This is a genomic window from Streptococcus handemini (genome assembly GCF_040984445.1).
Lineage (GTDB): Bacteria > Bacillota > Bacilli > Lactobacillales > Streptococcaceae > Streptococcus > Streptococcus handemini.
The window spans coordinates 43,589-63,218 of the sequence record NZ_JBFRYH010000002.1 but is presented as its reverse complement, the minus strand read 5'-3'; the positions used below and the strand labels follow the sequence as shown (position 1 = coordinate 63,218).

General features: G+C 41.4%; 20 protein-coding genes. 15 read left to right on the top strand and 5 right to left on the bottom strand.

The window, feature by feature from the left end; genetic code table 11:
- Positions 1 to 355 (bottom strand): helix-turn-helix domain-containing protein (locus ABPH35_RS00760; RefSeq protein ID WP_349988397.1); only part of this gene is annotated, 355 nt, incomplete at its 3' end.
- A gap of 313 nt (positions 356 to 668) precedes the next feature.
- On the opposite strand from ABPH35_RS00760, the gene rpsL reads away from it, so the two are divergent.
- The 4 genes from rpsL to ABPH35_RS00740 all read left to right on the top strand — a co-directional run bounded on the left by rpsL (position 669) and on the right by ABPH35_RS00740 (position 4,962).
- Entirely contained in the window at positions 669 to 1,082 is a 414-nt protein-coding gene (rpsL, locus tag ABPH35_RS00755) for a 30S ribosomal protein S12 (protein ID WP_018379166.1), read from the top strand.
- A gap of 18 nt (positions 1,083 to 1,100) precedes the next feature.
- Complete coding sequence (gene rpsG, locus ABPH35_RS00750; RefSeq protein ID WP_067087676.1) at positions 1,101 to 1,571, top strand: 30S ribosomal protein S7; 471 nt, start codon at positions 1,101 to 1,103, stop codon at positions 1,569 to 1,571.
- Between the two features lie 485 nt (positions 1,572 to 2,056).
- Positions 2,057 to 4,138, top strand: coding sequence for an elongation factor G (fusA, locus tag ABPH35_RS00745; protein WP_349988396.1), 2,082 nt, complete (start codon positions 2,057 to 2,059; stop codon positions 4,136 to 4,138).
- Positions 4,139 to 4,728: 590 nt separating this feature from the next.
- The gene (locus tag ABPH35_RS00740; protein ID WP_349988395.1) at positions 4,729 to 4,962 is read left to right on the top strand and encodes a hypothetical protein; all 234 of its coding nucleotides are present in this window, start codon (positions 4,729 to 4,731) and stop codon (positions 4,960 to 4,962) included.
- A gap of 348 nt (positions 4,963 to 5,310) precedes the next feature.
- On the opposite strand, the gene ABPH35_RS00735 is transcribed toward ABPH35_RS00740, so the two are convergent.
- Together ABPH35_RS00735 and ABPH35_RS00730 are read right to left on the bottom strand one after the other, a co-directional pair.
- Positions 5,311 to 6,078 (bottom strand): aspartate/glutamate racemase family protein, encoded by a 768-nt coding sequence (locus tag ABPH35_RS00735; protein ID WP_349988394.1) that lies wholly within the window; start codon positions 6,076 to 6,078, stop codon positions 5,311 to 5,313.
- A 1-nt stretch (position 6,079) separates the two neighbouring features.
- Complete coding sequence (locus tag ABPH35_RS00730; RefSeq protein ID WP_349988393.1) at positions 6,080 to 7,309, bottom strand: NAD/NADP octopine/nopaline dehydrogenase family protein; 1,230 nt, start codon at positions 7,307 to 7,309, stop codon at positions 6,080 to 6,082.
- A gap of 277 nt (positions 7,310 to 7,586) precedes the next feature.
- Here ABPH35_RS00730 and gap point away from each other — a divergent pair, with 277 nt between their 5' ends.
- From gap to ABPH35_RS00690, 8 genes are all read left to right on the top strand, one after another.
- On the top strand, positions 7,587 to 8,597 hold the full coding sequence (gap, locus tag ABPH35_RS00725) for a type I glyceraldehyde-3-phosphate dehydrogenase (RefSeq protein ID WP_368849465.1): 1,011 nt from the start codon (positions 7,587 to 7,589) through the stop codon (positions 8,595 to 8,597).
- Positions 8,598 to 8,744: 147 nt separating this feature from the next.
- Complete coding sequence (locus ABPH35_RS00720; RefSeq protein ID WP_349988391.1) at positions 8,745 to 9,944, top strand: phosphoglycerate kinase; 1,200 nt, start codon at positions 8,745 to 8,747, stop codon at positions 9,942 to 9,944.
- 268 nt (positions 9,945 to 10,212) lie between these two features.
- Positions 10,213 to 10,734, top strand: coding sequence for an aromatic acid exporter family protein (locus tag ABPH35_RS00715; RefSeq protein ID WP_368849464.1), 522 nt, complete (start codon positions 10,213 to 10,215; stop codon positions 10,732 to 10,734).
- Between the two features lie 70 nt (positions 10,735 to 10,804).
- Positions 10,805 to 11,164 (top strand): MerR family transcriptional regulator, encoded by a 360-nt coding sequence (locus tag ABPH35_RS00710; protein WP_349988389.1) that lies wholly within the window; start codon positions 10,805 to 10,807, stop codon positions 11,162 to 11,164.
- Positions 11,165 to 11,219: 55 nt separating this feature from the next.
- Positions 11,220 to 12,566, top strand: coding sequence for a type I glutamate--ammonia ligase (glnA, locus tag ABPH35_RS00705; RefSeq protein ID WP_349988388.1), 1,347 nt, complete (start codon positions 11,220 to 11,222; stop codon positions 12,564 to 12,566).
- A 209-nt stretch (positions 12,567 to 12,775) separates the two neighbouring features.
- Positions 12,776 to 13,684: an ABC transporter ATP-binding protein gene (locus ABPH35_RS00700; protein ID WP_349988387.1), complete on the top strand. Its 909-nt coding sequence runs from the start codon at positions 12,776 to 12,778 to the stop codon at positions 13,682 to 13,684.
- 1 nt (position 13,685) lies between these two features.
- On the top strand, positions 13,686 to 14,432 hold the full coding sequence (locus tag ABPH35_RS00695; protein WP_349988386.1) for an ABC transporter permease: 747 nt from the start codon (positions 13,686 to 13,688) through the stop codon (positions 14,430 to 14,432).
- The gene (locus ABPH35_RS00690) at positions 14,432 to 15,163 is read left to right on the top strand and encodes an ABC transporter permease (RefSeq protein ID WP_349988398.1); all 732 of its coding nucleotides are present in this window, start codon (positions 14,432 to 14,434) and stop codon (positions 15,161 to 15,163) included. Before ABPH35_RS00695 ends, ABPH35_RS00690 begins: the two co-directional genes overlap by 1 nt.
- A 49-nt stretch (positions 15,164 to 15,212) precedes the next feature.
- Here the strand turns inward: ABPH35_RS00690 and rnjA are convergent, their stop codons facing one another.
- Both rnjA and ABPH35_RS00680 read right to left on the bottom strand, forming a co-directional pair.
- Complete coding sequence (rnjA, locus tag ABPH35_RS00685; protein WP_349988385.1) at positions 15,213 to 16,889, bottom strand: ribonuclease J1; 1,677 nt, start codon at positions 16,887 to 16,889, stop codon at positions 15,213 to 15,215.
- A gap of 3 nt (positions 16,890 to 16,892) precedes the next feature.
- A complete protein-coding gene (locus tag ABPH35_RS00680; RefSeq protein ID WP_349988384.1) occupies positions 16,893 to 17,123 on the bottom strand; it encodes a DNA-directed RNA polymerase subunit epsilon in 231 nt (76 codons plus the stop codon).
- A 372-nt stretch (positions 17,124 to 17,495) separates the two neighbouring features.
- On the opposite strand from ABPH35_RS00680, the gene tsaB reads away from it, so the two are divergent.
- Genes tsaB through tsaD form a run of 3 tightly spaced genes read left to right on the top strand, consistent with a single transcriptional unit; the run spans position 17,496 to position 19,628 of the window.
- Positions 17,496 to 18,182 carry a tRNA (adenosine(37)-N6)-threonylcarbamoyltransferase complex dimerization subunit type 1 TsaB gene (tsaB, locus tag ABPH35_RS00675; protein WP_349988383.1) on the top strand — a complete coding sequence of 229 codons (687 nt, stop codon included), beginning with the start codon at positions 17,496 to 17,498 and terminating at the stop codon, positions 18,180 to 18,182.
- Positions 18,179 to 18,619, top strand: coding sequence for a ribosomal protein S18-alanine N-acetyltransferase (rimI, locus tag ABPH35_RS00670; RefSeq protein ID WP_349988382.1), 441 nt, complete (start codon positions 18,179 to 18,181; stop codon positions 18,617 to 18,619). Before tsaB ends, rimI begins: the two co-directional genes overlap by 4 nt.
- Positions 18,609 to 19,628, top strand: a complete 1,020-nt coding sequence (tsaD, locus tag ABPH35_RS00665) for a tRNA (adenosine(37)-N6)-threonylcarbamoyltransferase complex transferase subunit TsaD (protein WP_349988381.1) — start codon at positions 18,609 to 18,611, stop codon at positions 19,626 to 19,628. Before rimI ends, tsaD begins: the two co-directional genes overlap by 11 nt.
- Positions 19,629 to 19,630: the final 2 nt, after the last annotated feature.

Below are 19,630 nucleotides of genomic sequence, written 5' to 3'. Positions count from 1 at the left end.
TTGGCGCTTTCACTCCCTTAGCCTTCACCATCATCTCGGGAGAAAATTTCAGCTTCATATAGTGGAGGATTTTTTCCTTTGTCTCCTTGTCAATCTTTGCTTTACGACAAGAGTTTTGACGCGCTTTATCGTAGGCTTGTTGGGCATAGTCTGCAGAATAACGCTTCGCAAACTTACCTTTCCTAACTTGCTGGAGAACCGTGCCACGCTTGATCTCGTTGTTGATGGTTTGTGGCGCTTTACCCAGTAGATTCGCCACTTGACGGTTACTTTTGTTTTCTTTTTTCCACTTTTCAATCAATCGGCGCTCAGCTAGTGTTAAATGTTTCCTTTTTGGTGTATAATAGTTTTGCATCTCAGAATCTTTCTAATTGTTGTTGTGGTGATTACAATTATATCTCGCCGAGATGTTTTTTCATACCTTCAACTGGCTAATTTCATTTTAGAACTTTTATCGAGAAGGTTTTCATGCGTTTGTCGTGATGTTTCAGCAAATATAGTTGACACAAGGCTTTGGTTATGTTATGATGATAGACGGTACTTTTTACTTTTGGTCTCTCAAAAGTGTACAGAGACGTGCTGACAAATAGTTGCAAAGTATACACAGATAGGGACTGTCACCAAGTGCTCTATCAACCAAAAATAAAAAATGATACAGGAGAATGTAGATGCCTACAATTAACCAGTTGGTACGTAAACCACGTAAGTCTAAAGTAGAAAAATCTAAATCACCAGCTTTGAACGTTGGTTACAACAGCCGTAAAAAAGTTCAAACAAACGTTTCTTCACCACAAAAACGTGGTGTTGCGACTCGTGTCGGAACAATGACACCTAAAAAACCTAACTCAGCCCTTCGTAAATTCGCTCGTGTACGTTTGAGCAACTTGATCGAAGTAACTGCTTATATCCCAGGTATCGGACACAACTTGCAAGAGCACAGCGTGGTGCTTCTTCGTGGTGGACGTGTAAAAGACCTTCCAGGGGTACGTTATCATATCGTTCGTGGTGCACTTGATACTGCAGGTGTAACAGATCGTAAACAAGGCCGTTCTAAATACGGTACAAAACGTCCAAAAGGGTAAGAAAGGGGATATAGATAAATGAGTCGTAAAAACCAAGCGCCTAAGCGCGAAGTATTGCCAGATCCGCTTTACAATTCAAAATTAGTAACACGTTTGATCAACCGCGTTATGCTTGACGGAAAACGTGGTACAGCGGCTTCTATCGTATACGGTGCCTTTGATCAAATCAAAGAAGCTACTGGAAATGATGCACTTGAAGTATTTGAAACAGCAATGGAAAACATCATGCCTGTACTTGAAGTACGTGCACGCCGTGTTGGTGGATCTAACTACCAAGTCCCAGTTGAAGTTCGTCCAGAACGTCGTACAACTCTTGGACTTCGTTGGTTGGTAACAATTGCACGTAACCGTGGTGAGCACACAATGGTTGATCGTCTTGCAAAAGAAATCATGGATGCCGCAAACAACACAGGAGCAGCTGTTAAGAAACGTGAAGATACACACCGTATGGCAGAAGCAAACCGTGCATTTGCACACTTCCGTTGGTAATTTAAGATGTGAGGACGTCAAGAAAATTCTAGGAAAAATAGGAAATGTGACGCCGAGCCATTGGGCTCTAGGAAGATTTATCTTTTTCCCCGAATTTTTAGTCCGAACTCAATTAGAATAAGATACAGAGATGTAGAGAGCAAAGACAAAATAGGAGAACTGACAACGAGGCTTCAGCTTCTAGGAAGTTTTATCCCTAAAGGTAGCCATATCTGTAATTGGCTAAAGCCAAAACAGCTAAGTCTCTTTTTGGCAGACATTTGTAGCCTGAATTCAATTAAGATGTTAGGACGTTAAGAAAGTTCAAGAAGATGTATCTTTTTCCAGAACTTTTAGTTCAAACTCAATGAGCAAAATTGCTCAGCAGTATCTTTTTACCACTTTACAAAAAAAGCATTTAGAACGGGTAGGTCCTGCCTATCCGTTCTTTTCTAAAATATGCTATAATAAGATGTAACTAAATTTAACTAAAATAGGAGAACATAATGGCACGCGAATTTTCACTAGAAAAAACTCGTAATATTGGTATCATGGCCCACGTCGATGCCGGTAAAACAACAACAACAGAGCGTATTCTTTACTACACTGGTAAAATCCACAAAATCGGTGAAACACACGAAGGTGCTTCGCAAATGGACTGGATGGAGCAAGAGCAAGAACGTGGGATCACGATCACATCTGCTGCGACAACTGCACAATGGAACAACCACCGTGTAAATATCATCGACACACCAGGGCACGTGGATTTTACAATCGAAGTACAACGTTCTCTTCGTGTATTGGACGGTGCGGTAACGGTTCTTGACTCACAATCAGGTGTTGAGCCACAAACTGAAACAGTTTGGCGCCAAGCAACTGAGTACGGAGTTCCTCGTATCGTTTTTGCCAACAAAATGGATAAAATCGGTGCGGACTTCCTTTACTCAGTAAGCACACTTCATGAACGTTTGCAAGCAAATGCTCATCCAATCCAATTGCCAATCGGTGCAGAAGATGATTTCCGTGGAATCATTGACTTGATCAAGATGAAAGCTGAAATCTATACAAATGACCTTGGTACAGATATCCTTGAAGAAGATATTCCAGCTGAGTATCTTGATCAAGCGCAAGAATACCATGAAAAATTGGTGGAAGCAGTTGCGGAAACTGATGAAGATTTGATGATGAAATACCTTGAGGGTGAAGAAATCACAAATGAAGAATTGAAAGCAGCAATCCGTAAAGCAACCATCAACGTTGAATTCTTCCCAGTATTGTGTGGTTCTGCCTTCAAGAACAAAGGTGTTCAATTGATGCTTGATGCGGTTATCGACTACCTTCCAAGTCCAGTTGATATCCCAGCAATCAAAGGGATCAACCCAGATACAGATGCTGAAGAAGAGCGTCCAGCTTCAGATGAAGAGCCATTTGCAGCCCTTGCTTTCAAGATCATGACTGACCCATTCGTAGGTCGTTTGACATTCTTCCGTGTGTACTCAGGTGTTCTTAACTCAGGTTCATACGTGATGAATACTTCTAAAGGCAAACGTGAACGTATCGGACGTATCCTTCAAATGCACGCAAACAGCCGTCAAGAAATTGAAACTGTTTACTCCGGTGACATCGCTGCTGCCGTTGGTTTGAAAGATACAACAACTGGTGACTCATTGACAGATGAGAAAGCAAAAGTTATCCTTGAGTCCATCAACGTTCCAGAACCAGTTATCCAATTGATGGTTGAGCCAAAATCTAAGGCAGACCAAGACAAGATGGGTGTTGCCCTTTCTAAATTGGCTGAAGAAGATCCAACATTCCGCGTTGAAACAAACGTTGAAACTGGTGAAACAGTTATCTCAGGTATGGGTGAGCTTCACTTGGATGTCCTTGTTGACCGTATGCGTCGTGAGTTCAAGGTTGAAGCAAACGTAGGTGCGCCTCAAGTATCTTACCGTGAAACATTCCGTGCTTCAACACAAGCTCGTGGATTCTTCAAACGTCAATCAGGTGGTAAAGGTCAGTTTGGTGATGTATGGATTGAATTTACTCCAAACGAAGAAGGAAAAGGATTCGAATTTGAAAACGCAATCGTCGGTGGTGTGGTTCCACGTGAATTTATCCCAGCGGTTGAAAAAGGATTGGTTGAGTCTATGGCAAACGGTGTTCTTGCTGGCTATCCAATCGTTGACGTGAAAGCGAAATTGTACGATGGTTCATACCACGATGTCGACTCATCTGAAACTGCCTTTAAAGTTGCGGCATCTCTTGCACTTAAAGAAGCAGCGAAATCTGCCCAACCAGTTATCCTTGAGCCAATGATGCTTGTGACAATTACAGCACCAGAAGACAACCTCGGTGACGTTATGGGGCACGTAACAGCTCGTCGTGGACGTGTAGATGGTATGGAAGCTCGTGGTAATACACAAATCGTTCGTGCTTATGTACCACTTGCTGAAATGTTCGGTTATGCAACTGTTCTTCGTTCAGCTACACAAGGCCGCGGCACCTTCATGATGGTATTTGACCACTACGAAGATGTACCTAAGTCAGTACAAGATGAAATCATCAAGAAAAATGGTGGGAACGCTTAATACTTAACTCAAGCACCTTCGGGTGCTTTTTGTGTTTTGAAAAGTGATACCTACTTTATATTAAATGTAGTAGGTTTATCATCAAGTAATCTTTTTAATCTAAATATCTGAAAAATCAGAAAATTCTATTGACGGTATTTATTTTGATAAAATGCAATTGAATAAAATAAGGAGATATTTTATTAAAAAAATAGATTGACAAAATTATTGTGTTTCGTTGTGGTTTTGTTGGCTTTATTCTCAACAACTTTTCCCTTGTCAATAGTTGTACTAGCTAATCAGCGAATAGAGACTAGAGGTATTCAAAACGCAAACCATGAAGATGGTGGACAGCACTCCTATATAAATTTAGCTTCGTATACAAATCAATATGGTACGTCGGCGCTTTCAGGAAGAGCAGATACCTACTATGGTCCTAGAGGAACCTATATTGTTCGAGATCGTGCTGTCAATTCTGGTAACGAGACACATGGAGGTAGCTACTGGGAATTATACAATAGAAATGGTAGGATAGGATCATATAACAAAGATGGATACTATCTACGATCGTAAAGTTTTGTCGTATTTTTGGCAATAAAGTCAGGAGGAATATGAAAAAATATCAATTACAAGATTATGAAATCTATGTGTCCGAACGCTTGCACTCTGTTTATGATGGTCAGGATCAGTTATTGATTATCTATCCTGAGCATACGTCTATTTGTTGCAGTGTGACAGTGTCGCAGGATGGCAATCTTCAACTCGCCACTTATTGGGGCGTTGTCTATGATGTTTGCGACAAAGTAGTTCGTATCTGGTATAGCAATGAGGAGGTAGTGCGGTGAAGCAATATCACTTTGGAAAGTACACTATCCACGTTCATTCAGCCTTGACCGTTTTTATTGGTAACGATGAGACAGAGTTCGTCATATATAACGACAAGGAAGATTTGCCGTTGTTGCAATATTACGCTGGATACCAGAGCAACAGACGCTACGAGTGCTGAACAAATGGTGCTTATCATTTGAGCACGATAGTTACCATAATGTATTCATTCATTATGATCCGGATTATCGTTACGGATAAGAGGTTAAAAATGCTGCGTTTTACTTTAGATCGGAGTTTACTTGGGTACTAATCTCAGTATTTGTTAATAAAAAAACAATCGTCAACTAGAAGTTAACGATTGTTTTTTATAAATAGCCGTAATAAGGGCGTTGTACTAGACTGTGGTGTAGCCAGTTAATAAGTGTAATAAAATCGAAAATAGGAAGTCCGACACGGGATTGGATTTTTGCAGCGTATGGAGGAAGGTCGCTACATTCGAGTAGAACAGCTCCGATTTCAGGATGCTCGTTCAGTAGGCTTTCAACCACATCGGATAAGTCATTTCCTAATTTTTCATGATCTAGATGTGTCTTATTCCAGCGAATAGGAGCAAAACTCTCTAGACTACCGATTTCTTTAACAATACAGTCATCGATAGTAGCATTGGCTTTTTGGAAAAAATCACGAGTTGCTCCTTCGCCGTCAGCCACTAAAACCGCAATTTTCTGCTCGGCTTTTAATCCCATCTTGATAAGAGGAATTTGAAGGACGCTGGAGAGGTAGACAGGAATAGAGACTGCGTGTTTAATTTCTTCCTGGAAATGGTTGAAATAGCCGCACGCACCAACAATAGCTCGAACTCCTTTTTTCTCTAACCGTTTGGCAGCTTCAATAATCGCTGGTAGCACTTCAGCTCTTCCTTGAAAAAGATCCTCGATTTCAATGTTGATGACTTCATATAAAACTGGGAAGTGAAAGGTTGTTGCATTGACGACATTCCCAGGCATTTTGACATAGTCGAAATCAATGGCAATGATACCAAGAGCGATTCCAGCAACGGGTGTTGGTACAACGTGATGGGAACGCTCTATTTTTTGTGGATTGTCTAGATAGGTATAGTGATGTTGACTCATCTTAGTCTGCCTTTCTAAAGTTTCCATTTTCAAGATAATCTAGAATTTCTTCAGCTGAGAGATGTGCTAAATCTAGGTCATCCAGCGTCAATCCTTTATCGTAGAAGTTTTGTCCCGTCATCACAGAACCAAGGGTGATCATACTGTCGATAACCGGAGTTGAGACACCGTATTTTTTCCCTAATTCATGGTAAAGATGGCAGCCGACTGGAATATCTTCTGTGATATAACGATCGTGGATGCTAAATGGACCTGTACCGTAAGCCATAGGGAATTGTTCGTCAAATGGGACAATACAGTCATCGCCCATATACTCAGGCCCTAGGATACTGGTACGTGATAAAAAGTTTTTCTTAGGGTAACGTTGTAAGTCTACACCGATTTTTTCTGCTAATTCAACTTGCTCTAGATAAAAGGCATATTGAACCTCAGCGACGGATTCACTGTAAGCATGGGAATAGATAGAATAAGAGTACTTGTCATTGCCGCCAAAAATTCTCCCCCAATTTTCCATCACGCTAGCACCTAGGATTGTGCCTGGTACATGTAGGACAGGGTTGACATTACTAAAACCGATGTCTAGAACCGTTTTCCCGCCAGTTGCTCCTTGGCCATGAGTGATAGCGTCAAAGCTACCGATAGCTTTGGAACTCTCCAAAAAAGCATCTTGATCGGTGCTTGGAAGGCTGGCACCTCGAAGGGTAATCGCGCGGTATTTTAGTTCGATTTTTGGCGTTAAAACACCGCCTTCTTTGATGACACGAGAGCCGTATGGGGCACTAGACCAGCCCCCAACGATGATGTCTTTTTGACAGTTTAATTCGCGCATTTTTTTCCGCAATTTGAGACTACCAAAGTTGTCAGGGATGATATGAACAATCATACCATCTTCTAGAACAGGAACTAATTTCTCAAAAAAGGTATCGTGAGCGACAGAGGGTACGGTGACAAGGACGAGGCGTGCTCCTTTTACCGCCTCAGCGATGTCAGTTGTTATCAAATCAAAATGGGCTTTGCCGCTCCGTTCAAAAGCAAATAGGTTATTTTGTCCCGTCTGAGCAATCGTAATTCCAGTTTTGTCAATGTCTCTAAGAGTGGTTGAGGAGAATTCCGGTAGTTCATAGAGATGAACAGTATTGCCGGCGAGAACAGAATCCGCTGCCACAGCTTTTCCGACTGCTCCTGCTCCTAATACTGCAATAGGATGATTTTTTAACTCTTGAAAATTCATAATTTTCTCCTTATAAGATAGATTCACCCTTATTTTATCATAATTTAGAAGATGGGGTGTTTGGTATTTTTTATCAAGGGTATAAAGAACAACTATCAACAGGATGTAAATTTTCTTTCTGAAAAAAGAAAATCATTTGCAATTTTATCAACTTCATTATATAATAGTAGTGTTGAAAGATAGCTTGGATATTTGCAAGTTAAAAATTTCACAAAAGGATTAAAAGGCCTGCCTTTTAAAATAAAAGAACCCGATTTTCATAAGGAGGAAATCATTCATGGTAGTTAAAGTTGGTATTAACGGTTTCGGTCGTATCGGACGTCTCGCATTCCGTCATATCCAAAATGTAGAAGGTGTTGAAGTGACTCGTATCAACGACCTTACAGATCCAGCAATGCTTGCACACTTGTTGAAATATGACACAACTCAAGGTCGTTTCGACGGTACTGTTGAAGTAAAAGACGGTGGATTTGAAGTAAATGGTAAATTTGTGAAAGTTTCTGCTGAACGCGAACCAGGAAACATTGACTGGGCTACTGATGGTGTAGAAATCGTTCTTGAAGCGACAGGATTCTTTGCTTCTAAAGAAAAAGCTGAGCAACACATCCACGCTAATGGAGCGAAAAAAGTTGTCATCACTGCACCTGGTGGAAACAATGTAAAAACAATCGTATTCAACACAAACCATGACATTCTTGATGGTACTGAGACAGTTATCTCTGGTGCTTCATGTACTACAAACTGCTTGGCTCCAATGGCTAAAGCACTTCAAGATAACTTTGGTGTTGTTCAAGGTTTGATGACAACTATCCACGCTTATACTGGTGACCAAATGATCCTTGACGGACCACACCGTGGTGGTGACCTTCGCCGTGCTCGTGCTGGTGCTGCAAACATCGTACCTAACTCAACTGGTGCTGCAAAAGCCATCGGTCTTGTAATCCCAGAATTGAACGGTAAATTGGACGGAGCTGCTCAACGCGTTCCTACACCAACTGGATCAGTAACTGAATTGGTAGCGGTTCTTGAGAAAAATGTAACAGTTGATGAAGTAAATGCTGCAATGAAAGCTGCTGCTAATGAGTCTTACGGCTATACAGAAGATCCAATCGTTTCTTCAGATATCGTAGGTATCTCATTTGGTTCGTTGTTCGACGCAACTCAAACAAAAGTTCTTGATGTTGACGGTAAACAATTGGTGAAAGTTGTTTCTTGGTATGACAACGAAATGTCTTACACTTCACAACTTGTTCGTACACTTGAGTACTTTGCAAAAATTGCAAAATAATGAGTTAAAAGGAGAGGTCATTTGACTTCTCTTTTTTGGTGCTAAAACGTTCGCTTTCCAGTGAGAATTTTTGTGAAATCTTTCCCTATATTTCCAAAATATGGTATAATGAGGGAGTATAAAATAAAGAATAGGAGTTTTTGTAAAATGGCAAAACTTACTGTAAAAGATGTTGACTTGAAAGGCAAGAAGGTCCTTGTCCGTGTTGACTTTAACGTTCCGTTGAAAGACGGCGTGATTACAAATGATAACCGTATTTCAGCAGCCCTTCCTACCATCAAGTATATCATTGAGCAAGGTGGACGTGCGGTGCTCTTCTCTCACCTTGGTCGTGTGAAAGAAGAAGCGGATAAAGAAGGAAAATCTCTTGCACCAGTTGCTGCTAACTTGGCAGAAAAATTGGGTCAAGATGTTGTCTTCATTCCAGGGGCAACTCGTGGAGCAGAACTTGAAGCAGCAATCAATGCATTGGAAGATGGACAGGTTCTTTTGGTTGAAAACACTCGTTTTGAAGATGTTGACGGCAAAAAAGAATCCAAAAATGATGCAGAACTTGGTCAATACTGGGCTTCTCTTGGAGATGGCATCTTTGTCAATGATGCCTTTGGTACAGCACACCGTGCGCACGCTTCAAACGTAGGTATCTCAGCAAACGTTGAAAAAGCAGTTGCAGGTTTCCTTCTTGAAAATGAAATTGCTTATATCCAAGAAGCGGTTGAAAATCCAGTTCGTCCATTTGTTGCGATTCTTGGTGGTTCAAAAGTTTCTGATAAGATTGGTGTAATCGAAAACCTTCTTGAAAAAGCGGATAAAGTCCTTATTGGTGGAGGTATGACCTATACATTCTACAAAGCACAAGGTATTGAAATCGGAAATTCACTTGTGGAAGAAGATAAATTAGATGTAGCGAAAGCTCTTCTTGAAAAAGCAAATGGGAAATTGATCTTACCAATTGACTCAAAAGAAGCAAATGCTTTTGCTGACTACACAGAAGTTCGTGATACAGATGCTGAAGCAGTTTCTGAAGGCTTCCTTGGTCTTGATATTGGTCCAAAATCAATTGCTAAATTTGACGAAGCTCTTACAGGTGCGAAAACAGTTGTTTGGAACGGTCCTATGGGTGTCTTTGAAAATCCTGACTTCCAAGCTGGAACAATCGGTGTGATGGATGCGATTGTGAAACAACCAGAAGTGAAATCAATCATCGGTGGTGGTGATTCAGCTGCAGCAGCCATCAATCTTGGCCGTGCAGACAAATTCTCATGGATTTCTACAGGTGGTGGCGCTTCAATGGAGCTTCTTGAGGGTAAAGTATTGCCAGGCTTGGCAGCTCTTACTGAAAAATAATCTTCTCATGATTGAGGGCTAGAAAAGGTGTCGATAGGCACCTTTTCTGTGTATCGCGTAGAGTTTCTATGAAGCTTAGTGAACTAGAAAATCTAGCAAGGTATAAAGTATTGTCGGGACTTGTAGCACTTACGGAGAAATAGACTGTCTAGACTGTTCTATTTCTCTTTATTTTTTGTTTTCTTGGAATGGTCCGCAAGGCAGGCAAGTTGTTCAATTAGTGGTATAATATAGGTATCAAATCTGTTTGGTGAGAGGGAAGTGAGATATGTTTAAAAAATACAACTTTAATCCTAAGGAATTTAAGTTGGGAATGCGGACTTTGAAATCAGGAATCGCAGTCTTTTTAGTCATCCTGCTTTTTGCATTTTCTAGCCGACAAGGCGCTCAAATTGCAGCTCTGACAGCTGTTTTTAGTCTGCGTGAGGATTTTGATAAAAGTGTGCATTTTGGGGCTTCCCGAATTTTGGGGAATTCGATTGGTGGTGTCTATGCCCTTATCTTTTTTATCTTAAACCAACTCTTTCATGAGCATGTACTGGTTACGATTTTTGTGGTACCGGTTTGTGTCATGTTAACGATTATGACAAACGTGGCTATGAATAACAAACCTGGGATTATTGGGGGAGTGGCTGCTTTGTTGATTATCACCTTATCGGTTCCGTCTGGAAATGCGATACAGTATGTCTTCATCCGTGTTTTTGAGACGTTTGTTGGAGTGTTTGTGGCGATTTTGGTCAATTCCGATATCGATAACATAAAAAAAGCGCTCACAAAACGAACGATGTAAGAAAATCTAACATAAAATATTGACGAATGCGTGGAATTCTCCTATAATGGTAGGCAGAAAGGAGCTTATCATGAGAGAAAAAGAATTTCGCAGATCTTTGGCAGTTTTTCCAATTGGTAGTGTGATGAAATTGACAGACTTAACGGCGCGTCAGATCCGCTATTATGAAGAACAGGGGTTGATTCACCCAGATCGAAATGAAGGCAATCGTAGACTCTATTCATTGAATGATATGGACCAATTGCTGGAGATTAAGGATTTCCTTAATGAGGGTCTCAATATCGCAGCGATTAAGAAAGAGTATGCGAACCGTAAAGCCAAGCCTCAGAAGGAATCTGAAACGCTGACGGATGAAGATGTACGCCGTATTCTTCGTGATGAACTCCGCAACCAAGGGCGCTTTTCTAACCCTACTAGTATCTTTCGTTAGTCTTCCCTGTTTTTAGACAGGAGTGTTATAGTTGAATCATTAAAGGAGACCATTTATGTCAATTACAGTAGCGGATATCAAACGGGATATTCAAGAAAAGAATGTGACCTTCATTCGCTTGATGTTTACAGATATCCTAGGAATTATGAAAAATGTTGAAATTCCAGCCACTGATGAGCAAGTAGATAAGGTGTTGTCAAATAAGGCAATGTTTGACGGCTCTTCTATTGAAGGATTTGTCCGAATCAATGAGTCAGATATGTATTTGTATCCGGATTTGAATACATGGACGATTTTCCCGTGGGGGGATGAAAATGGTCGTGTTGCAGGTTTAATCTGCGATATTTATACGACAGAGGGCGAACCATTTTTAGGGGATCCTCGTGGAAATCTAAAAAAAGCCTTGCGTCATATGGAACAGTTAGGTTTCACATCGTTTAACTTAGGTCCAGAGCCAGAATTTTTCCTTTTTAAAATGGACGAAAATGGGAATCCAACGCTTGAAGTAAATGATAAAGGTGGGTATTTTGACCTTGCGCCGACAGATCTTGCGGATAATACACGCCGGGAGATTGTCAATGTCTTGACACAAATGGGCTTTGAAGTAGAGGCTAGTCACCACGAAGTAGCAGTAGGGCAACACGAAATTGACTTTAAGTATGCAGATGTTTTGAAAGCCTGTGACAATATTCAGATTTTTAAATTGGTTGTCAAAACGATTGCTCGTAAGCATGGTTTATATGCAACCTTTATGGCTAAGCCGAAATTTGGTATTGCAGGTTCTGGAATGCACTGCAATATGTCCTTGTTTGATAGCAAAGGCAATAATGCCTTTTATGATCCAGCAGACCCGTATGGTATGCAGTTGTCAGAAACAGCTTATCATTTCTTGGGAGGCTTGATGAAGCATGCTTATAGCTACACAGCGATTATGAATCCGACAGTTAACTCGTATAAGCGTTTGGTACCAGGATTTGAAGCGCCTGTTTATATCGCTTGGGCTGGTCGTAACCGCTCGCCATTGATTCGCGTACCGGCATCTCGTGGTATGGGAACGCGTTTGGAATTGCGTTCGGTTGATCCAACAGCTAACCCGTATTTGGCAATGGCGGTCTTGTTGGAATCTGGTTTGGACGGTGTCGAAAATAGGCTTGAAGCACCAGCACCAGTAGAATCTAATATCTATGCGATGACTGAATCAGAACGTCAACGCGCAGGAATTGTCGATTTACCGTCTACGCTACATAATGCGATTAAGGCCTTGCAAAAAGATGATGTCGTAAAAGCTGCTCTTGGAAACCACATTTTTACAAACTTTGTAGAAGCTAAAAAGATTGAATGGGCTAGCTATGCGACCTACGTATCGCAATGGGAAATTGACCACTATTTGGATTTATACTAATTATAAGGGAAGGATACCGAAGGTGTCCTTTTTGTTATGGCTTTGAGCTATCATAAAAAGGTTAGACTTGAGCCAATCGCTTTTGCTTACAACTTTGTAAGGTTTCAATACAGAATTGTAAGGTTACATCTTATTTGAAGTTTTATAATAAAGATAAGGAGAGTGACGAGCATAACTTTCTTGAGTAAAAAGTTGAGAGGAGTCAAATAATGAAAGATGTGATAGCACTACAGCAGTTAGTAAAGGTTTATAAGGACGTTCCAACTGTTGATTTGGAGCAGATTACGGTGTATGAGGGAGAAATTTATGGCTTTCTTGGTCCGAACGGTGCAGGTAAAACAACGACCATGAAAATGATTCTGTCGCTGGTTTCTCCGACTTCTGGTCAGATTTTTGTCAATGGTCAGCCAATTGATCAAAAAGGACAATATTTGGATCAAATAGGATCAATGATTGAGGAGCCTTCGTATTATCCGAATTTGACAGCGTATGAAAATCTACTGGTTTTTCAGAAAATGCTTGGTTTTGATAAGAAACAGATTTGGCCGACATTGAAATTAGTCGGTTTGGCAGATGAAAAAAATCGCAAGAAATTAGTAAAAGCCTATTCTTTAGGAATGAAGCAACGCCTGGCTTTAGCTTTTGCTTTAGTAAAGAAACCAAAAATTTTACTCTTAGATGAGCCAACCAATGGCTTGGATCCTGCCGGGATTCATGAAATTCGAGAGTTAATTGTGAAATTGGCTAAAGAGGAAGGATTAACTGTCTTTATTTCGAGCCATATTCTATCTGAAATTGAGCATATTGCTGATCGGGTAGGAATTATCAACCATGGGCGCCTGGTTTACGAGGGAGAGCTTGAAGTGATTAAGGCCAATACATGGATTGAAATCGGTGGTGATTTTTCAAGTGGGTCTGTACTTGAGTATCTGAAAGAGTTTGGTAATCTGACTATTTTAGAATGCAGTCCTGAGCGTGTGAAGCTGGGCGATTTGGAGAACGAAGATGTGGCTGATTTGGTCAACTACTTGGTGGAGCATCGTGTTCACATTTTCCATGTTTCTCGTGAAAGAGAGAGCCTGGAAGATATCTTCCTATCTTTGACGAAGGAGGGCTAACATGGTAAAAGCAATTCAAATTGAATGGTTAAAAAGCAAGCGGACGAAATCGTTATCGACCTCGATGGTGATTATTTTGAGTGGGATATTGTGGACGATTGTGACATCAAGAGTAGATGGTCAGGGAGTGGAATCGTTTTTTGACAATCAAGACACTCATGTTTTGATACTTCCTCTGGCAATTAGTATTTTTGTTTCCCGCATTGTGTTTAACGAAAAAGAGGGTCGAACCTTTAAGCTACAAGTCAGTAATGGGAGTGGTTTAAGGACTGTATTTCATGATAAGTTATGGTTTACGAGTTTATTTTTTGTCTTAATGGCCATTCTTTTTTCTATGATTATCTTCCTGTATATCGTAGCTATCCGAGGAGTTTTTGTCTCTATTCGGCTAGTGGGGATTCAAATTGTGACACTTTCGCTAGCAAGTTTTGTGCAGATTTGTTTGTATATGACCGTAGCTCTGTCTATGGAAAAACCAGGAGGTGTACTAGCTTTAGGATTTATTGGTTCGTTTTTGGGGTTGATTTTTCAGCCACAAACAAATAACCTATGGTCTTTTCTGATTCCTTGGGATGGAGCAAGTTTCTTATCCATTTATAAATTTGGCTTTGATCCAAAAATAGAAAAAGGATTTTATACAGTAGATGGTCAGTTAGGCTTGAAAATAGCTATCTATATTCTATATGCAGTTGCTTGTTATCTGCTTGCACGGAAGATAGTGTTGAAAAAGAAAGGAGAACTGCTATGATACAGTATGTCGTTGCTGAATGGCGAAAATTACATAAAGTGCAGCTTGGATTGATTGGGCTACTCATGCTAGGCATTTCCAGTTTTATAGGATTTGGGATTTATTATGTGAATCGATCTATTTTTATTGAAGATACACAGTCTGTTGTGATGTGGGGACAGTTGACCTTCTATTATAGTCAGATTTTCTATCCAGCCATGTTAGCCATCTTTATTGGTATTTGCTTTATGCCAGAATTTGAGAGAACGACATTAGAAATGTTGCAAGCGAATCATGTATCAATCAAAAAACTTGTAGTGAGCAAATTGCTTAACTTGCTCATTCTTTTACTCCCCATTCAGATGATGTTGGCCGTGTTTTGGTTGTTTGCACTATGGCTTGATCAGATAATAGTCTTTTCTGAGCTGGCGCTTCATTTAAAATGGATTTTCCTGTCACTCATAGGCTCTCTCAGTATTTTGAGTTTGCAGGCGTACTTATTTGTTAAAACACGAAACATTGCTAAATCAGTTGCCTATGCAGCTATGGGAGCTGTTGGTGGATTTGTCTTGCTTTTTATAGGGGACAGGCTACCGTTATTCTATCCGTATTCACAACCGATGATTGCGCTTCGTAGTCGAGCTTTGGAGGATTTTTCTAGTTCGGAATTGGTATTATTTATCGGGATAAATCTTCTATATTGTGCTGTATTCTATGGCTTGACAGTCAGAGAGCTTCAAAAGCGGCCGTAGTTGAGAAACGAAAAAAACCGTCATCTCTCTCGAGGTGCGGTTTTGTTTGTTATTGATCTGGCGTTAGGATCATCGGGATGATGATTGGTTCACGTTCGGTCTTTTCATATAAGAAGGGTCGAAGAGCGTTGACAATGGCACCATTGACAGATTGGATATTGGCTTCTTTATTTTTAAGAGCAATCCGAATCGCGTTGAACAAGACACGCTGGCTTTCACGAATGAGGTCGCCTGATTCCCGCATATAGATAAAGCCTCGGCTGAGGATGTCTGGACCTGCCAGAATCATTTGCGATTGGAAATCAACGGTTGCGACAGCAAGGACAACACCGTCTTCGGATAAGTCTCGGCGGTCTTTGAGGACGGCAGCTCCAATTTCTCCGATGCGATTTCCATCCACATAGATATCTTGAGCATTGAATTGTCCTGCTAGACGAGCGCTGTCTTTTGTCAGGGCAAGGACGTCTCCGTTTTCCATGATGAAAATGTTATCTTTGGGAATACCGGTGTCCATTGCGAGCTGGGCATGGATTTTTTGCATGCGGTATTCACCGTGGACAGGCATGAAGAATTTTGGTTTAATGAGGCGGAGCATGAGTTTTTGTTCTTGTTGTCCACCGTGTCCAGAAGTATGGATGTTGTTGATTTTACCATGAATAACTTCAACACCTGCTTCAATCAAGATGTTAATCAATTTGTTGACCCCAGTGGTATTTCCTGGGATGGGACTAGATGAGAAGATAACGGTGTCGCCAGGCTGCAATTGAACTTGGCGGTGAGTACCATGTGCGATACGAGAAAGGGCAGCCATTGGCTCACCTTGACTTCCTGTACAGAGAATCATGATTTCGCTGGCAGGGTATTCTTTGATTTCATTTGGCTCGATAAAAGTATTTTTAGGGACTTTGATGTAGCCTAGCTCAATACCGTTTACAATGGCTTTTTCCATGGAGCGTCCAAATACAGCAATTTTCCGTCCAGTCTTGACAGCGGCATCGGCAGCTTGTTGGAGACGGAAGATGTTGGAGGCAAAGGATGCAAAGATAATCCGACCGTGAATGCCTTCAATCAATTTCATGATGGATTGGCCGACGACTTTTTCTGAGTTGGTAAAGGTTGGTACTTCCGCATTTGTGGAGTCAGAAAGTAAACAAAGGACACCTTCTTCTCCAAGGGCAGCCATGCGGTGTAAATCAGCTGGCTCTCCTACAGGTGTAAAGTCAAACTTGAAGTCTCCTGTACAGACAATTTTTCCTTGGGGAGTATCGATGACGATACCAAGTGGCTCTGGAATAGAGTGAGTGGTGCGGAAGAAACTGACTTTTAATTGTTTGAAGGTTAATTCGGTATTGTGATTGATTTCATGGAGTGTTGCATCACGTAAAAGACCGTGTTCTTCTAATTTTCCACGAATAAGAGCGAGAGCCAGTGGTCCAGCATAGATAGGAATATTGGCTTGTTTGAGAAGGAAGGGAATTCCTCCGATATGGTCTTCGTGACCGTGAGTGATGACGAGCCCCTTTACACGGTCAATGTTATCTACGATGTAAGAGTAATCTGGAATAACGTAGTCAATACCGAGTAGGTCATCTTCTGGGAATTTAATCCCTGCATCGACAATGAGAATCTCATCTTGGTATTCGATGCCGTAGGTATTTTTCCCGATTTCTCCCAAACCACCGATGGCGAATACGCCGACTTCTTGAGGTTTTAGATTTACTGACATGGATTAAAACTCCGTAATACTAAAATCGGCATGAGTTTTTTCGTACTCAAGGTGGTTTTCAGACAATAATTCAATAAATTCGATGTTGTAAGCTGTATGTTCTTCCACTAGTTGGCGAGCGATAATCCGACCTTCTAATTCTGTTTTTGCATCAATATCGAGATAAAGAGTACGAGTTTGTTCGCGGCGTGGAGTAGCATCTTTTGCTTTTTGGTAAAATACTTTATAAATCATGTGTTTCCTTTCATTGATGACAAGTCTATAGCAAATGGTTTGGACTATAAAAAAGTAAGAGTGTAAGCGAGCTGCTCAAACTCCGAGTTTTTTGTAAGGTGTAGGCTGTTTTTTATGCCGTCCAAACAGACTAGGCTATCACGAAGATAGTCTTATCAATTTATATGTAATTTTCTAGAGTTGTCATTTTTTGATGTGATTTTTCTACTATTATATCATAAAAGGGGCTTTTGGTAAAAGGAATTGGCAGGAAAATGAAAAAATCGACTGTCTTTCAAGTGGTTTTCACAGGTCACTATTCTCAAAGATTGAAAAAAAGGGCAAGATAGCTTACAATAGAGGAGTATAGAATCGTGTAAAGAGAGTAAAAAGATGAAAATATTGGCACTTGATACGTCTAACCAAACGTTAGCCGTAGCCTTAGTGGAAAATGGACGTTTGCAGGCAGATATGACCCTCGCTGTCAAGAAAAATCATAGTATGAGCCTCATGCCTACGATTGATTTTTTAATGCAGTCTGTAGGCTGGAAACCGACTGATTTGGAGAGAATCGTAGTAGCGCAGGGTCCAGGGTCTTACACAGGATTGCGGATTGGGGTTGCGACAGCTAAAACCTTGGCCTATACCTTGGGGGTCGACTTGGTAGGGCTTTCGAGCTTGCAGGCCTTGGTGCCAAAAGAGCTAGATGGATTAGTAGTGCCAGTCATTGATGCTAGACGCAATCATGTCTATGCAGGATTTTATGAAAATGGGCAGGCGGTCAAAACAGATACCTATCTTTCTTTTGAGGACTTGCTAGAAGAAGTGAAAGACTATGAACATGTGACCTTTGTGGGCGAAGTGGGAGCTTTCGTGGAGCAGATTGGGGCAGCGTCGCCCAAAGCTCAGTATCAGACAACCTTGCCGTCTGCGTATCAGCTTGCCTTGGATGGAGAGCATGTGCCTGTGAGTGAGGTAATGTCCTTTGAACCACGCTATCTTAAGCGGGTTGAGGCGGAGGCAAATTGGCTCAAGGAGCATGAGGAACAAAATAGAGAAAGCTATATCCAGCGTGTATGATTGAGATTGAAGAATACAAGGGGCAGGAAGAGCTAGCACGAGACCTCTTTGCTGTTTTGTGCGATGTGTACGATCAGGCACCGTGGACGGTAGAGCAGATTGAGTCAGATTTACGCCAACCAGAGACGGTTTACTACCTGGCAAAAGAGGGCCAAAAGCTCCTTGGTTTTTTAGTAGTACAGCAGGTTGTAGACGAGTTGGAAATCTTGCAGATTGCCGTGAAAAAAGATGCCCAAGGTCAGGGAATTGCGGGGCGCTTGCTAGATTGTATCGAGTCTTTTGCAGGTGCGGTATTTTTAGAGGTCAGGGCTTCCAATCAGCGTGCGAAAGGATTATATGAGCGCTATGGATTTGAAGAAATTGGCAGGCGTAAGGGCTATTACCATGGTCCGATAGAAGATGCCATTGTGATGAAAAGAGAGAAAAATGAACGATAGATATATTCTTGCGATTGAGACCTCTTGTGATGAGACCTCGGTTGCCGTATTGAAAAATGATGCAGAGCTCTTGTCCAATGTGATTGCTAGTCAAATCGAGAGCCACAAGCGTTTCGGTGGGGTAGTTCCTGAGGTGGCTAGCCGTCACCATGTTGAAGTGATAACCATCTGTATTGAAGAAGCCTTGTTGGAGGCTGGGATAGGTGCTTCAGACCTGACGGCAGTTGCAGTGACCTACGGACCTGGGTTAGTTGGAGCGCTTTTGGTAGGCTTATCCGCAGCGAAAGCCTTTGCTTGGGCAAATGGTTTACCCTTGATTCCAGTCAATCACATGGCAGGGCATTTAATGGCGGCACGACAGGTCAAGGAATTAGAATACCCTTTACTGGCTTTATTAGTGTCGGGAGGGCACACGGAATTGGTCTATGTGGCAGGTCCAGGCGATTACAAGATTGTCGGAGAAACGCGTGATGATGCGGTCGGTGAAGCCTATGATAAGGTCGGTCGGGTCATGGGGCTTCCCTACCCAGCGGGTCGTATCATTGATGAACTCGCGCATCAGGGAGTAGATATCTATGACTTTCCACGTGCCATGATCAAGGAAGACAATCTGGAATTTTCATTTTCAGGCTTGAAATCTGCTTTTATTAACCTCTGTCATAATGCCGAGCAAAAAGGAGAAACACTTGCCAAAGAAGACTTGTCCGCTTCTTTTCAAGCTTGTGTCTTAGATATTTTACTGGCAAAGACGAAAAAAGCCCTCGAAAAATATCCTGTCAAGACCTTGGTAGTCGCAGGAGGAGTAGCTGCCAATCAGGGCTTACGTGAACGATTGGCGCAAGAAATAAGCAATGTAGAAGTCATCATCCCCCCCTTGCGCCTCTGTGGTGATAACGCAGGCATGATTGCCTTAGCAGCTGTCAGTGAGTGGAACAAGAACAACTTAGCGTCTCTTGATTTGAATGCCAAGCCGAGCCTGGCATTTGATGTCTTGGAGGATTGCTTATAGTA

Coding starts and splice junctions, on each gene's coding strand:
- rpsL (WP_018379166.1), top strand. CDS start 669: ATGCCTACAATTAACCAGTTGGTACGTAAACCACGTAAGTCTAAAGTA.
- rpsG (WP_067087676.1), top strand. CDS start 1,101: ATGAGTCGTAAAAACCAAGCGCCTAAGCGCGAAGTATTGCCAGATCCG.
- fusA (WP_349988396.1), top strand. CDS start 2,057: ATGGCACGCGAATTTTCACTAGAAAAAACTCGTAATATTGGTATCATG.
- ABPH35_RS00740 (WP_349988395.1), top strand. CDS start 4,729: ATGAAAAAATATCAATTACAAGATTATGAAATCTATGTGTCCGAACGC.
- ABPH35_RS00735 (WP_349988394.1), bottom strand. CDS start 6,078: ATGAGTCAACATCACTATACCTATCTAGACAATCCACAAAAAATAGAG.
- ABPH35_RS00730 (WP_349988393.1), bottom strand. CDS start 7,309: ATGAATTTTCAAGAGTTAAAAAATCATCCTATTGCAGTATTAGGAGCA.
- gap (WP_368849465.1), top strand. CDS start 7,587: ATGGTAGTTAAAGTTGGTATTAACGGTTTCGGTCGTATCGGACGTCTC.
- ABPH35_RS00720 (WP_349988391.1), top strand. CDS start 8,745: ATGGCAAAACTTACTGTAAAAGATGTTGACTTGAAAGGCAAGAAGGTC.
- ABPH35_RS00715 (WP_368849464.1), top strand. CDS start 10,213: ATGTTTAAAAAATACAACTTTAATCCTAAGGAATTTAAGTTGGGAATG.
- ABPH35_RS00710 (WP_349988389.1), top strand. CDS start 10,805: ATGAGAGAAAAAGAATTTCGCAGATCTTTGGCAGTTTTTCCAATTGGT.
- glnA (WP_349988388.1), top strand. CDS start 11,220: ATGTCAATTACAGTAGCGGATATCAAACGGGATATTCAAGAAAAGAAT.
- ABPH35_RS00700 (WP_349988387.1), top strand. CDS start 12,776: ATGAAAGATGTGATAGCACTACAGCAGTTAGTAAAGGTTTATAAGGAC.
- ABPH35_RS00695 (WP_349988386.1), top strand. CDS start 13,686: ATGGTAAAAGCAATTCAAATTGAATGGTTAAAAAGCAAGCGGACGAAA.
- rnjA (WP_349988385.1), bottom strand. CDS start 16,889: ATGTCAGTAAATCTAAAACCTCAAGAAGTCGGCGTATTCGCCATCGGT.
- ABPH35_RS00680 (WP_349988384.1), bottom strand. CDS start 17,123: ATGATTTATAAAGTATTTTACCAAAAAGCAAAAGATGCTACTCCACGC.
- tsaB (WP_349988383.1), top strand. CDS start 17,496: ATGAAAATATTGGCACTTGATACGTCTAACCAAACGTTAGCCGTAGCC.
- rimI (WP_349988382.1), top strand. CDS start 18,179: ATGATTGAGATTGAAGAATACAAGGGGCAGGAAGAGCTAGCACGAGAC.
- tsaD (WP_349988381.1), top strand. CDS start 18,609: ATGAACGATAGATATATTCTTGCGATTGAGACCTCTTGTGATGAGACC.